The 13625-nt window shown below is 33.2% G+C and carries 14 protein-coding genes; 8 read left to right on the top strand and 6 right to left on the bottom strand.

All coding sequences use genetic code 11. The features are described 5' to 3' along the window. Positions 1 to 177: 177 nt before the first annotated feature. The 5 genes from A4F88_RS05430 to A4F88_RS05410 form a co-directional block, all read right to left on the bottom strand. Complete coding sequence (locus A4F88_RS05430) at positions 178 to 1356, bottom strand: FecR family protein (protein ID WP_068841548.1); 1179 nt, start codon at positions 1354 to 1356, stop codon at positions 178 to 180. A 344-nt stretch (positions 1357 to 1700) separates the two neighbouring features. Next, positions 1701 to 2264 carry an RNA polymerase sigma factor gene (locus A4F88_RS05425; RefSeq protein WP_068841547.1) on the bottom strand — a complete coding sequence of 188 codons (564 nt, stop codon included), beginning with the start codon at positions 2262 to 2264 and terminating at the stop codon, positions 1701 to 1703. 398 nt (positions 2265 to 2662) lie between these two features. After that, positions 2663 to 3319: an aspartate kinase gene (locus A4F88_RS05420; protein ID WP_068841546.1), complete on the bottom strand. Its 657-nt coding sequence runs from the start codon at positions 3317 to 3319 to the stop codon at positions 2663 to 2665. Positions 3320 to 3438: 119 nt separating this feature from the next. Beyond that, entirely contained in the window at positions 3439 to 3810 is a 372-nt protein-coding gene (locus A4F88_RS05415; protein WP_068841545.1) for a YraN family protein, read from the bottom strand. Between the two features lie 159 nt (positions 3811 to 3969). Then, positions 3970 to 4869: a S66 peptidase family protein gene (locus A4F88_RS05410; RefSeq protein WP_068841544.1), complete on the bottom strand. Its 900-nt coding sequence runs from the start codon at positions 4867 to 4869 to the stop codon at positions 3970 to 3972. Between the two features lie 319 nt (positions 4870 to 5188). Between A4F88_RS05410 and A4F88_RS05405 the strand changes: the two genes are divergently transcribed. Beyond that, a complete protein-coding gene (locus A4F88_RS05405; RefSeq protein ID WP_068841543.1) occupies positions 5189 to 6298 on the top strand; it encodes an endonuclease/exonuclease/phosphatase family protein in 1110 nt (369 codons plus the stop codon). 83 nt (positions 6299 to 6381) lie between these two features. Then, entirely contained in the window at positions 6382 to 6921 is a 540-nt protein-coding gene (locus A4F88_RS05400) for a 3-hydroxyanthranilate 3,4-dioxygenase (protein ID WP_068841542.1), read from the top strand. A 250-nt stretch (positions 6922 to 7171) separates the two neighbouring features. Here A4F88_RS05400 and A4F88_RS05395 read toward each other — a convergent pair whose 3' ends face one another. Then, the gene (locus A4F88_RS05395; protein WP_068841541.1) at positions 7172 to 8131 is read right to left on the bottom strand and encodes an MBL fold metallo-hydrolase; all 960 of its coding nucleotides are present in this window, start codon (positions 8129 to 8131) and stop codon (positions 7172 to 7174) included. Positions 8132 to 8312: 181 nt separating this feature from the next. Between A4F88_RS05395 and amaB the strand changes: the two genes are divergently transcribed. The 6 genes from amaB to A4F88_RS05365 all read left to right on the top strand — a co-directional run bounded on the left by amaB (position 8313) and on the right by A4F88_RS05365 (position 13586). Continuing rightward, a complete protein-coding gene (gene amaB, locus A4F88_RS05390) occupies positions 8313 to 9866 on the top strand; it encodes an L-piperidine-6-carboxylate dehydrogenase (RefSeq protein ID WP_068841540.1) in 1554 nt (517 codons plus the stop codon). Positions 9867 to 9975: 109 nt separating this feature from the next. Beyond that, complete coding sequence (locus A4F88_RS05385) at positions 9976 to 10722, top strand: hypothetical protein (protein ID WP_068841539.1); 747 nt, start codon at positions 9976 to 9978, stop codon at positions 10720 to 10722. A gap of 14 nt (positions 10723 to 10736) precedes the next feature. Further along, positions 10737 to 11549, top strand: a complete 813-nt coding sequence (locus tag A4F88_RS05380; protein ID WP_162268784.1) for a leucine-rich repeat domain-containing protein — start codon at positions 10737 to 10739, stop codon at positions 11547 to 11549. 38 nt (positions 11550 to 11587) lie between these two features. Further along, a complete protein-coding gene (locus tag A4F88_RS05375) occupies positions 11588 to 12631 on the top strand; it encodes a hypothetical protein (RefSeq protein ID WP_068841537.1) in 1044 nt (347 codons plus the stop codon). A 6-nt stretch (positions 12632 to 12637) separates the two neighbouring features. Beyond that, positions 12638 to 13201 (top strand): LemA family protein, encoded by a 564-nt coding sequence (locus A4F88_RS05370; RefSeq protein ID WP_068841536.1) that lies wholly within the window; start codon positions 12638 to 12640, stop codon positions 13199 to 13201. Continuing rightward, positions 13182 to 13586, top strand: coding sequence for a hypothetical protein (locus A4F88_RS05365; protein WP_068841535.1), 405 nt, complete (start codon positions 13182 to 13184; stop codon positions 13584 to 13586). Before A4F88_RS05370 ends, A4F88_RS05365 begins: the two co-directional genes overlap by 20 nt. The last annotated feature ends 39 nt before the right edge of the window (positions 13587 to 13625 follow it).

Here is a 13625-nt window from a genome sequence, read left to right as displayed (position 1 = left end):
GAACAATGAGTATAGAAACCCATTATTCTTAGATTTTTTTTTCATAATTTTGTTAATTGATTGTAGTTAATTCGTTATATTCAATCACTTAGTCAATCGGAAATTGTTCGCAGCTCTTTCCGATTTTTTTTATTCCGGTATTCTTATTTCCTCATAAATTGGTATTGGTTTTAGTGGTTATTTAATTAGTATTTGATTGTTTTTTATGGTGTAATTGATGCCATGAATGTCGTTGAAATAACTCATCACTTTCTCAATAGATTCATCGCTAAAGCTCGCATTGAATTTTTCGTTGGCTAATTTTTCGTTTTTATTGATAATGGTAACATTATAGCGTCTTTCCAGTTTCGTAATAATATTTTTGAAAGTCATATTTCTAAACGTAAGACCGCCGTTTATCCATGAAGTATAAATATCCGTAATGACAGGTTTAGTCGAAATCAGGGTATTTTCTTTATTGAAACTTCCTTTAAAGCCAGGTTTTAAGATTGTGTTTTTGGCAGCGTCAAACTCTTCATTTGAGCGGTACATTCCAACAGATCCTTCTACCAAAACAACATCTGTTGCAGTATCTTCCGGATAATTCGAAACATTAAAATGTGTTCCCAGAACGCGTACATTTAGAGCATCAGCATTAACAATAAAAGGGTGTTTTTTATCTTTGGCAACATCAAAGAAAGCTTCTCCGTCCAGAAAAACCTGTCTGTTTTCTCCCGCAATAAATTTTACAGGATATTTTAAAGTGGTTCCGGAATTTAAGTGAACAAGAGTTCCGTCGGACAATTGTAGCTGAAATCTTTTTCCATACGGAATTTTGATGGTGTTGTAGGCTACTTTTTCTACACCGGAATCAGTATCGTAAACAATTTTATCTCCGTTTTGGTTTCCTACTACATTTCCTTTCGAATCTTTTACCTGAACTGAATTGTTTTCGGAGATAATCTGAACTTTTCCATCTTCCAGTTGTAATACAATATCACTGCTTTTAAAATCAAATTTAGGTTCAGATTTGGCAGTAAAGGCGCCTTTTTGATAAGCAAAACCAATTCCTAATAACACCAATACCGAAGCAGCAATCGAAATGTACTTTCTGAAATTTGATTTTCTTGCTGGAAGTTCAATTACAGATTCTTCTTCTTTTGAAGCCAATAAGATATTCATGAAAATATCATCTGCAGTTTTTTTATCCATTTTTGGCATTTCGTCAAGAAGATTTTGAATGTCTTCTACCATTGGAAAATCATCCGTAAGTTTATTTTTTTTGTAATACGCTATTACCTCGCTTGTTTCTTCGGGTGTACATTGGTTCAGAACAAACTTTTGTAATAGTGTTTTTATTTCAGAATTTGAATTCATTACGAAATGGATTTAGGTCAGGGTTTTTATATAATACAGTTGAAAGCAGGCTGAGTACTACTCAAACGTTATAAATTTTTTAATTTTAACATTTATGAGATGGGCTATCGTAAAAATAAAGCTTGGGAAGTGTTGATTTTGCTGATTTTTTGGCTAAAATATTTTTTTTGAAAAAAGCTTGATTTTTTTTGAATAAACGCGTTTTCTATGTGATTTCTCGCTTCGGTCGAAATGACAAACTTTGAAATTAAGTGATCTTTGCGGAAACCTTTGTGTTCTTTGTGAGTAAAACAAAAAAAATCACCCGATATGGAGTGATTTTAATGGTTTAATTGGTTTGTGGTTTAGATAATCTCATCATGAACGTGAAAAAAGACCCGCATAGATTCTAATGCTTTACTCATTTGGTTCCTGACTGTATTGATAGAAATCCCAAGTTCCTGACTAATTTCTTCATAAGTCATTCCCTTTTTTCGGGACATTTTAAAGATTTGCTTTCGTTTGGGGGGTAATTGTTTTATGGCTTGTTTTCGAAGTTTTTTACAATCGGCTTCGCGAATCGAATAATCGCCGTATTCGTGTGATTGCTGACTTTCATAAAAAATTTCTTCTTTGAGCAGCACATCATTTGCTGCTTTATTTAGAAAATTAAAAGCCTGATTTCTGGCAATGGTAAAAATATATGCCTTAAAAGATTGCTCAGGATTTAAGTTCTCACGATGTAGCCAGACTTTCATAAAAACATCCTGTACATTTTCTTCGGCCGCTTCTTTTGATTTTAAAATACTAATGCTATAGCCATAGATATCCTGATGGTATAAATCAAAAAGAGAACGAAATGCTTTTTCGTTGCCATTTTTGAGTTCACTCACCAATAATTTTTCGCTATGTTCCATTACTTCTGACATTAATTTAATTAGTCCGTATTTAAATCTAATTATATTATCATACTATCAAAATTGGTCCTCTAATTTGTTGACTGGTTAGCAAATATATAAAAATATTATTCTCAGCAAATAGTATTAAAAAAAAGTTAATTTGATTTTTTTAAGTAAAGTTTGTGCGCAATCGCACTAAATTCCTTGGTAAATTGCTTTTTATCAAGTCAATATATTTTTAACTGATATTTTAAAAAATTATAGTCCTGACAATGGTTTGTTGCGAATATTCTTATTGTGGTTAATAATGGATTGAGGATTTCCTAAAGAGGTTTAGGCAAAAAAATCCTTTCATCTTTTTACAAAAAGACAAAAGGATTTTATGAAATTGAAAATTATTAAATGACTATTTTAGGGTCAGAACCTGCTTAGTTTTTTAAGTCTTTAATTACTTTAAAAGCAACATCAACCTGATCTTCTCCAACAAGAATTGTAAATTCATTTGAAGTCGAAATTACCTCATTTATGATAATTCCTTCCCACGCTAGACGTTGAAAGATGAAATAATAAATTCCCGGAACTACAATATTTTCTTTTGGTAATTTAACCGTAATAGAAGCCAGATTATCCAGTTTTTGAATTAGTTTTTCGCGCATAAAGTGTTTTTCAACCAAATGATTTACACTACTGCTTACTACAATATTTGTTTCGTTAACACCACGTGATGAGGTATAAAAAATATCAGATAAAGAATTTATATCAGAAATTAAATCAGCCTGTTTGTTTAGAACAGTTTCAGAAGCGGCAAAAGTATAATCTGTCAATTCAGATCGAACCGTAATTTCACCAATATTTTTGATTACTTTATTGATTTTATGGTTCAGTTTAAAATCTAATTCCTCCGTTAGTCGTTTAAGTGACATTACAACAGCGCCTTGTTTCACTTCTTTTCCAAACTCACTTTCCAGTTCAGTCATAATATTTCTGGAGAGAGAAGTAAGGTTAATAATTCCAAGCGATAACGCATTTAGTAAGAAGGGTTTTGTTTTGATGTAATTTTCTACGATTGATGAAACGGTTTTCATAATTTTTTTTCTTTTTTTTTGTAACGTAATTGGTTTTTGTAGTTAATTCGATGTTATAACATCTCTGCAAATATAAATTAAAAAACAATTTGTTACAAATATAACAATGAAAAATTATGTTAAAAATGATAAAAAGCATCAGTAAGATGCTCAATTGCAAATGTTTCTACGTTTTTATGGATAGCAATAATGTCAAATCTGATATTTAAATCTGACTCAAAATCCTTTTCCCTATCGTTTATGTAGGCATTTACTGCTTTTATGAGCAATTGAATCTTTTTTGGCTTTACAAAATCTTGTGGCAAACCAAAATCTAAACTTGATCGTGTTTTGACTTCAATTATGGCTAAAACAGATTCTTTTTGTGCTATAATATCAATTTCGGCCTTTTGAAAAGTCCAGTTTCGATCCAGAATTTCATAACCATTCTCCTCTAAATATTCTACGGCAAGTTCTTCGCCCTTTTTACCAAGCTCGTTGTGTTCGGCCATTTTTAATTATGAATTATGAATTAAGTTTTTTTATGTTATAACAAGCAATTTGCACGCAAAGTCGCCAGGACACAAAGCATTTAACTTTGCGTTCTGGCGACTTTGAGAGGTTTTATATGTGGTATTTTCTCTTATTTAAAAAGATAAGAAACGATTATGTTATTTTTGAAAAGTAACTGTACTTCCGGTTTCATTTACATTAATAGAAATGGTATTACCCATTATCAGGGCTCTGTTGTCCTGAATATGACCGGCAGGGAAATTAAAAATTACAGGGATATTATATTTTTTGGTCACATCGTCAACAATTTCAACCGCATTTTTACCCCATGGCACTTCGTTGTCTTTCATTTTTGTCATGCCTCCTACGATAATTCCTTTAAGATTTTCAATGCAGCCATTTCGTCTCAGATTTATCATCATACGATCAATATGATATAAGTATTCATCTAAATCTTCGATAAATAAAATTTTATCTTTACAATCTATTGCAGAAGGTGATCCTAATAAACTATACAAAATAGATAAATTCCCACCCACTAATTCTCCTGTGGCTTTACCAAAACGATTCATTTTATCCGGTCCGATAGAATAAGCAAGCGGCTCACCAAATAATGCTGATTTCATCGAACTAATCGCTGCCGGAGTTGCACGTGCAACAGTAACAGGCATAATACCATGAATAGATTTGTAACCCATCGTATTTAAATGATTGTGCAAAACCGTAACATCGCTAAAACCAATAATCCATTTTGGGTTTTGTCTGAACTTTGTAAAATCAAGTAAATCGATCATCCTAACTGTTCCATAACCGCCGCGAACACACCAGATGGCTTTAATATTTGGATTGTCTAACTGGTGCTGAAAATCGGCAGCACGCTGTTCATCAGTTCCGGCAAGCTGGTTAAAGTCAAGTCCAATTGTAGTTCCCACTACAGCTTCAAGACCCCAACTGTGTATAAGATCTAATATAGGTTTTAAATTATCATCGATATTTTTTCGGGCTGTTGCAACAATTGCAATAGTATCTCCCTTTTTTAAGTAAGCTGGTGTTATCATGTTTTGTTGAGATTGACAAGTGAACGATTGTAAGGCAAAAATAAGAAATGCCAATTTACAAAATGCAAAGTGTTTCTTTATGAATTGTATTAAGGTTGGTTTCATGATTTTTGTACTTAACTGTATTTTTAATTTGATGCTTATCCTGAGGATTTGAACACTTTATAAGGATAAACATTTTTTGATTTTTAATGTATCAGCGAATTCAGTGGGCAAGTTACATGACAATTTGTAAATAAAAAAACAAAACGAAATTAAATATTTAGAAAATTCTTACAATTTATTTGTAGATTAGACATTCGAAAATTAATAAAATTTTATGCGTCTATCTCTATTTACTTTGTATTTGTTTTTTTGCTGTTTTGTTATTTCTCTAAAGGCACAGTCCAAAAAATATAGCATTCATACGATAGCATTTTATAATTTCGAAAATCTTTTTGACATTCATAATGACAACAATACAGATGATGACGAATGGACACCAAACGGCACTCAGCATTGGACAAAAGAAAAGTACGAACAAAAATTAAAAAATCTTTCCAGAGTCATTTCAGAAATTGGTACACCTGAAAATTCAAATGCACCCACTATTATTGGTGGTTCTGAAATTGAAAACCGTGCTGTTTTAGAAGATCTCATTAAAGAACCCAAATTGCTTCCTTTTGATTATGGAATCATTCACTTTGATTCGCCGGATAAACGCGGAATTGATGTGGCATTATTGTATCAAAAAAAATATTTCAGACCCACCTCATTCTCGAATATTCCTTTACTAATTTATAAAAATCAGTCAGTACTTAAAGAAGAAACTAAAGAAAATTTTGATGATGAATTAGAAATAAAACCAGAAAAAAGCACAGGCAAAAATCGTGTTTTTACCAGAGATCAGCTTTTGGTTACCGGTTTTCTTGAAGGAGAGGAAATTAGTATTATTGTCAATCACTGGCCATCACGATCAGGCGGTGAAAAAGCAAGCAGTCAGTTTCGTGAAGCTGCAGGAAGACTGAACAGAAAAATTATCGATTCTTTACAGCGAATTAATCCGGCTGCAAAAGTGATTACAATGGGCGATTTAAACGACGGACCTTTTAATAAAAGTATAAAAACAGCACTTGGAGCAAAAGCCCAAAAAACAGAAGTGCCTGAATTTGGAATTTATAACCCGTTTGAAGAAATGGCAAATAAAGGAATGGGAACAATCGCTTTTCGGGATTCATGGGATATTTTTGATCAGATCATGATTACTGAAACTTTTATAAAACCCGATTTTTCGACTTTTATGTTCTGGAAAGCCAATATATTTAATAAATCTTATCTTGTCCAGCAATCCGGTCAGTATAAAGGGTATCCATTGCGCCACAGTTTGACCGAAGTTGGTTTTAGTGATCATTTTCCCGTTTATATTTACCTGATAAAAGAAACGAAATAGAAGCACTTTTCAGTTACAGTATTCAATCCGCCACTGAAAACTTTTTATTACCTTAGCTTCTCACAATTTTAGCAGCTTAAAACATGTCAATAGCAAAACCCTTCAATCTTACCAAATGGATCGACGAAAATCGTCATTTACTTAAACCACCTGTTGGAAATAAAAATCTTTATGTCGATTCTGGTGATTATATTGTAATGATTGTAGCAGGCCCAAATGCCCGAAAAGACTATCATTACAACGAAACCGAAGAGCTTTTTTACCAACTTGAAGGCAGCATAAAAGTAATTATTCAGGAAGATGGCGAACGTAAAGAAATGGAATTAAATGCAGGCGATATGTATCTTCATCCTGCTAAAATCCCACATTCTCCGGTTCGTTCCGAAGGTTCAATTGGTTTAGTAATCGAGCGTAAACGTGCCGGAAAAGGATATACAGACGGATTGCTCTGGCACTGCGACAATTGCAATCACAAACTTTATGAAGTGTTTTTTGAACTCCATAATATCGAAAAAGATTTCCTGCCACATTTCGAACATTTCTATAATTCACTGGAACTAAGAACCTGCGATAATTGCGGAACTGTAATGGAATCTGATCCCAGATTTGTAGCGAAGAAATAATAGTTGTCGTTTAGCTACGTCAAAAAACAATTTTAGAATTTTGAAATTTTTTTAGGAGCTGTTTCCCGCTATTCGTTTCAATCTTTTGTGTCCGCCGCCGCGGACACAAAAAGATTTCCACTTCTATCGGGGCTAGGAAATTCAGTTTTATAAGAAGATTTCTGTCTTAATTTAAGTTATCTTGTCATTTCGGCGAAGGAGAATTGACAAAAAATGGAAAAACGATCATTTTAATCTGTGGTATAAAAAACTACAACTCAAATCGCTTTCCCTGTTCAGGATAAATAATCTTCAATCCAAGATCATTTTGCTTTTGTAATTGTTCTTTAAGTTTTAAAATGTTCTTAGTTGGCGGTTTTAAATGCGTAACAATAATGTTAAAACCTTTCAAAGTATCTTTTCCGGATAAATCTGCTAAAGTATGAAGTTCTTTCATCAGATAATTTGGAGTCAGATGCCCAAATAAAAACTGATCAGGCTGTTCATTTGGGAATGAAACTTCAATAAAAATCCCTTTCAGTTGTTTGTTTTGAACAAGTGGTGCAACAGCAGTCCATAATTCTTTTAGTTTATTGCTCTTTTCAACAGCATCCGGACCTGTATCTCCTAAATATAAAATATAAGAATCTCCGTTTTTAACTAAAAAAGCAGTACTCTCAAACGGATTTACATGACTTAAAGGAAAAGCCTTTACCGACATTTGAGTATTGGTAATTGGAGTTTCCTCGCCAATATTCAGAGTCTGAAAATGATATTTTTTCAATGGTTTCCCCGGACCTTTATCTCCAAAATTTGCCCAGGTTTCATCATTGAAATAATGATTTTCCATCATTTCCATACATTTCTCAGTGGCATAAACAGTTTTAGAAGAATCCGCCGGAGAATTGATAATCAAACCCGAAACATGATCTAAATGCGCATGCGAAATAAAATAACCTTTAATATATTTTCGTAAAACCTCGCTTGTCGAAACTTTAAAAACTTTGTTTTCAATCGCCTTTTCGATTCCTGCATTCACAGTTCCGGCATCCAGACAGATAAAATCATTGGTCTGAACCGGCGCTACCAAATAAGCCGAAAGATTTTTTTCGTCAATTCCGCCCTTTATTCCCAAAGGAACAACCTGAAAAGATGATTTTTGCTCTTTCTGGGAAAATGCATGAAATGAAATTAAAACGAAGCAGATAAAAAAACGATTAAAAACAGACATATTTAAATAATTTTGTTGCTGCAAATTTCATGAATTAAGGCGAATAAATTGCGGTTCATTGCTTCAATTCATTTTATTTAATCCTAAATTTACCTGATTTTAACAACTCGCTTCGATTGAAATTCAACTCGAAATAATATCTTTACATAAAAATATAACAATTTTAACTAAAAAAGTTACAATGACAACAATAGCATCGCAATTTGGAATGAATGAGGCTCTGGAAAAATTGGGCATTAAATTGATAAATGAAGGAACATCTACAGGAACACAGCATTTTTCTTCGGGAGAAGTTTTGGATAGTTTTTCACCGGTTGACGGAAAATTAATTGCTTCGGTAAAAATGTCAACACCTCAGGATTACGAAAAAGTGATGCAGGCAGCAACAGAAGCTTTCAAAACATTCCGTTTAATTCCTGCACCGCAACGAGGCGAAATCGTGCGCCAGTTTGGACAAAAGTTACGTGAAAATAAAGAAGCTTTGGGAAAATTGGTTTCTTACGAAATGGGAAAATCATTGCAGGAAGGTTACGGAGAAGTTCAGGAAATGATCGACATCTGTGATTTTGCAGTTGGATTGTCCCGTCAATTACACGGATTAACGATGCATTCAGAAAGACCCGGACACCGCATGTATGAGCAATATCATTCATTAGGAGTCGTAGGAATTATTTCGGCATTTAACTTTCCGGTTGCCGTTTGGTCATGGAACACTGCTTTAGCATGGATTTCGGGAGATGTTTGTGTCTGGAAACCTTCAGAAAAAACACCTCTTTGCGGGATTGCCTGTCAAAATATCATTGCTCAGGTTATCAAAGAAAACAATCTTCCGGAAGGAATTTCATGTTTGATTAATGGAGATTACAAAATAGGAGAGCTGATGACAACTGATACCAGAATTCCACTGGTTTCTGCTACAGGTTCAACCCGAATGGGAAAAATTGTAGCGCAGGCAGTTGCAGGACGTTTAGGGAAATCATTATTAGAATTAGGAGGAAATAATGCTATTATTGTGACTCCGGATGCAGATATTAAGATGACTGTGATTGGTGCTGTTTTTGGTGCTGTTGGAACAGCCGGACAACGTTGTACATCAACACGTCGTTTAATTATTCACGAAAGTATTTACGATAAAGTTAAAGACGCTCTTGTAGCTGCTTACAAACAATTACGAATAGGAAATCCGCTTGACGAAAACAATCATGTTGGACCACTAATCGATACTCATGCGGTTGAAATGTACGCTGTTGCCCTGAACAAAGTAGTTGCTGAAGGGGGTAAGATTTTGGTTGAAGGCGGAGTACTTTCAGGCGAAGGTTACGAAAGTGGCTGTTATGTAAAACCGGCAATTGCCGAAGCTCAAAATTCATTTGAAATTGTACAGCACGAAACCTTTGCTCCGGTTTTATATTTAATTAAATATTCCGGAGAAGTAGATAATGCTATTGAACTTCAAAACGGAGTTGCTCAGGGATTATCATCTGCAATAATGACGAATAATTTGCGTGAAGCCGAAAGATTCCTGTCAGTAGTAGGTTCTGATTGCGGAATTGCGAATGTTAATATCGGAACTTCGGGAGCTGAAATTGGTGGTGCTTTTGGTGGAGAAAAAGAAACAGGAGGCGGACGTGAATCAGGATCTGATGCCTGGAAAATTTATATGCGCCGTCAAACAAATACGATCAATTATACTACAAGTTTGCCTTTGGCCCAGGGAATTAAATTTGATTTATAAGCATAACAATTTAATAAAAAGCCGCTTTTTCCATGCCTTTGGAAGAAGTGGCTTTTTTTATGCAAAATTTGTAGTAAATTATTTAGATTTGCTTTTTAACTTTTTATAAATGAAATATAAAATACTCTCCATAATTCTTGTAGTTTTTATTTTAAGCTGTAAAAAAGAGTCTGTAAAAGTTTCAGAAATTAAAAATGCAGAAACAGAAAAACCGTCAGACACAGCTGCGACTGAAGAAGAAAATGAAATCACAGATAGTGGCGTACTACCCACTTTCCCCCAAACAGGAAAAAAAGCTGAAGACTTCGTGATCAAGCCTTATGAAATACAATTTCAGGCTGAAGGTTTTTTAAATGATGACCAACTGAAAGATATCGTAATTGTTTTAAAAAATAAAAATGATCCAAAAGATCTGCGTCCGGCGCTATTTCTTGTTAAGCAAAAAACAGGAGATTATATCCTGAAAGAAACATCATGGAATGCATTAAGTCCTGAGATTTCGTATGATGATAATAAAATATATGATTACGAAAGTGTTGATATTGATAAAAACAAAATGCTTCACGTGAGGCTTCAGGGAATTGGAGCTGTAGGTACCCGGGAAACAGTTTATAAATACATAGACAATAAATTGGTTCTGGTAGGGGTCCATACTTTTAATGCTGGGGCAGGTTCTCAAATATCAGTCAATTATAATTTGATTTCGGGAGTTGCAGATATGGAATTGACTGATATGATAAAGGATAGCATGCCAAGTACACATAAAATTAAAAACTTTAAATTAAAAAGACAGCAGCTTTTTGTGGATGATGATCCGGATAGCGTGCTGAGAAATCTTCCGCAGGCAGATTGGTAAATAAAAAAATGAAAATGAGTTTAATTTTTTTAGGCGGGCTTACACCTGCCGGATATGGATTTACAGGATTGCTTCTGTTATCGTTTTTACTGGCTTATTTTTGGCTTAAATCTTCTGGTAAAGAGAGTAAATCAGGCTGTATTTCTGTTGGTTTTACAACGCTTATTATTTGGTTTATATTACTGTTTCCGGCTTCTTTTACTTTTTCAATTATCGAAAACGGAAACACAACAGCTAAAATTGGACTGCTCATTTTTTGGGTTTTGGTGCTGGCATTAATTCTTTATTTTGTTTTTGCAAAAAATACAACCAATGTCAAAAAACTCATTTTTACTATTTTTAAGTATTTACTTTATATTATATTTCTGGGGTTGTTTTTAACGCTGTTTTTCGGAATGGCTTATTATGTTTATCAGCGGCTTTTTACAACAGAAAAAAACGAAGATCCAATTTGGGTAGCTTTTTTATGCATCTTTTTTGTAGCAGTACTTATTTTGGCAGGCTTTGGTCTTTTGAGTAGAAATAAAGAAGAAGATAAAAAAGAAAAATCAACTTTTTACGACTTAGAAGCGGCAAAAGTAAAACCAGATTTAGTGGTCGAATTAGATTTGTCCAATAAAAAATTAAGTCAGTTTCCGGAAGAAATTTTACAATTCAGGAACCTGAAATTTCTTGTCTTAAGTCAGAATGAGATTCATGAAATTCCGCTCGAAATCAATAAATTGCAGAAACTTATTGGTCTTGATTTAAGTCATAATCCAATTTCTGATATAGAAAGAAATAAGATTCGTAAATTGTTATCGCACGAAGTCGAAATTGTATTTTAAAGATTTCTTCAGTAAAACAGATTGTAACCTTTTAAACTATGAATGATTTTCTTGCTTTTCTTACTCAGAATAAAACAGATGGAGCCGAAGTTGTTTTCCTGATGCTTTTCAGTTTGGGAATTGCCTTGTTTCAAACGGTAATTTTTTCAGGTTTGTTTAATTTGAAATTTCCCAACTGGCTGTTTTTTGTGTTATGCCCATTGCTTGTAGGTCTAAGTTTTATGGTAAATCCTGCCTATCCGTTTGCAGTTATTTTGTTTCTATTTGCGTCGGTTTTTTTATTTGCAATTATTGGAATAATCTTCTCGGGAATTCGAAGTAGTAGAGAAGAAAGAATAGAAAGGGAAAAATTCAATCAAAAGCATAATATCCAAAAAACACCATGGAGCAAGAGGATTCTTGGAATATTTGTTTTGATTTGTATTGTTGGAGCTTTTATCTATCTGGCAAAAAATGAAAATCTGAAACTTCTTTTTCTCATTATTCCGGGTTTTATTGTAGTTAGTAATATATTTTTCCCAGGTAAAAAGAGCAAGTTTATGAGGTTGCAATCTATTTTGCCAACTTCAAAAATTGATGCTATAGCAATGGGACAAGTTGAGATTGTAGGAGATTTAGAAGAAATTGAACCCATCATATCGCCTTATTTTAATAAGCCCTGTATTGGATATTATTATAAAATAGAGAAAGAAAGCGCACCTGATGATGACGGAAGAACGACTTATAGTACCATTTTTACAGAACTTAAAACAGGAAAGTTTAAGATTAAAGACGAAACCGGTTCTGTAACAGTAGATGGGGAAGGACTGGAGTATTATTTTGACAGGATCGACAATCAAAAAGGCGGAAAAACAAGATATAGCGAAACTTACCTGAAAAAAGATGATTATATGCTTTTGATAGGCTACGCTGCTTCAGACAATGGTAATGTAATAATCAGAAAAGGAAATACGGATGATGTTTTTGGTATTGCAATGCCCAGAGAGATTTCATTTAGAAATAAATATAAACCATTGCTTGATTCTTTTTTAGCGACTTTGTTTTTTATATCGCTTATACTCATTTATATCATTTTAAATTAAAGAAATATGACTGTTCAAAACATTGCATTAATTGCCGGATTACTTCTGTTGATTATATTTTTCAATTTTTTTATCAGAATTTATAATAAACTCGTAATGCTCAAAAATAATAACGAAAAAGCATTTAGAAATATCGATGTTATTTTGATGCAGCGGGCTGATGAAGTTCCTGAATTGGTTAAGGTAGCTTCTAAGTTTATGGAACATGAAACAGATATGCTTACAAATCTGACCAAATTAAGAACAGATTTTCTGAATGCTAAAACGGTAGAAGAAAAAATTGATAATGCTAATGAGTTTTCTAAAACAATGAAAAACCTTTTTTCAGTTTCAGAGAATTATCCAACATTGTTATCCAATAATAATTTTGTAGAGCTGCAAAAAAGAGTTTCCCAGATGGAAGATAAAATTGCAGACAGACGTGAGTTTTTTAATGACAGTGTGAACCTTTACAATGTGGGGATTCAGGAGTTTCCTAATTTTATTTTAGCTAAGATAATGGGGTATAAAGCACAATCATTGTTTGATGTTACACCTGAAGATAAAAAGTATGACGGGATTCAGTTTTAATACTTTTTTTGGTTACGAGACTAAAATTAATAACCTTGGAGATCAGATTTTGATCTATGGTTTTGCAGGAATTATTTTTAGCCTTGTGGCTTTGGTATTTGTTGCAATGTTCATTAGAAAACTTGGCTTTAATAGCGTGAATAGTTTTTTTATTAACCCGCTTATGTTATCCTTAGGGTTAACATTGCTGGTAGCGATTTTGCCTACCATTATTTTTTATGTAGTGGCTTTAGATGTTTCAGGTGTAAAGATTCTCTACAGTTGGATCACGATTTTTATCGCAATGTTTCTGTTTGTTTTATTCAATCTTGAAACGATTAAAAAATTATTTCATGAACGTGCAAAAATGAGCGAACAGGAAGAATTTCGTAATAGAAAAAGATAAATTTAGATCATAATGTATAAAAAAAGGCTTCCGGATTTT

Source organism: Flavobacterium chilense, from assembly GCF_001602525.1.
Lineage (GTDB): Bacteria > Bacteroidota > Bacteroidia > Flavobacteriales > Flavobacteriaceae > Flavobacterium > Flavobacterium chilense.
This window is presented reverse-complemented; position numbering and strand designations above follow the sequence as displayed.

Bases quoted from the DNA above. Each gene is read 5' to 3' on its own strand.
- A4F88_RS05370 (WP_068841536.1), top strand. From the start codon at position 12,638: ATGACTGTTCAAAACATTGCATTAATTGCCGGATTACTTCTGTTGATT.
- A4F88_RS05385 (WP_068841539.1), top strand. From the start codon at position 9,976: ATGAAATATAAAATACTCTCCATAATTCTTGTAGTTTTTATTTTAAGC.
- A4F88_RS05400 (WP_068841542.1), top strand. From the start codon at position 6,382: ATGTCAATAGCAAAACCCTTCAATCTTACCAAATGGATCGACGAAAAT.
- A4F88_RS05380 (WP_162268784.1), top strand. From the start codon at position 10,737: ATGAGTTTAATTTTTTTAGGCGGGCTTACACCTGCCGGATATGGATTT.
- A4F88_RS05415 (WP_068841545.1), bottom strand. From the start codon at position 3,810: ATGGCCGAACACAACGAGCTTGGTAAAAAGGGCGAAGAACTTGCCGTA.
- A4F88_RS05430 (WP_068841548.1), bottom strand. From the start codon at position 1,356: ATGAATTCAAATTCTGAAATAAAAACACTATTACAAAAGTTTGTTCTG.
- A4F88_RS05425 (WP_068841547.1), bottom strand. From the start codon at position 2,264: ATGTCAGAAGTAATGGAACATAGCGAAAAATTATTGGTGAGTGAACTC.
- A4F88_RS05420 (WP_068841546.1), bottom strand. From the start codon at position 3,319: ATGAAAACCGTTTCATCAATCGTAGAAAATTACATCAAAACAAAACCC.
- amaB (WP_068841540.1), top strand. From the start codon at position 8,313: ATGACAACAATAGCATCGCAATTTGGAATGAATGAGGCTCTGGAAAAA.
- A4F88_RS05375 (WP_068841537.1), top strand. From the start codon at position 11,588: ATGAATGATTTTCTTGCTTTTCTTACTCAGAATAAAACAGATGGAGCC.
- A4F88_RS05395 (WP_068841541.1), bottom strand. From the start codon at position 8,131: ATGTCTGTTTTTAATCGTTTTTTTATCTGCTTCGTTTTAATTTCATTT.
- A4F88_RS05410 (WP_068841544.1), bottom strand. From the start codon at position 4,869: ATGATAACACCAGCTTACTTAAAAAAGGGAGATACTATTGCAATTGTT.
- A4F88_RS05405 (WP_068841543.1), top strand. From the start codon at position 5,189: ATGCGTCTATCTCTATTTACTTTGTATTTGTTTTTTTGCTGTTTTGTT.
- A4F88_RS05365 (WP_068841535.1), top strand. From the start codon at position 13,182: ATGACGGGATTCAGTTTTAATACTTTTTTTGGTTACGAGACTAAAATT.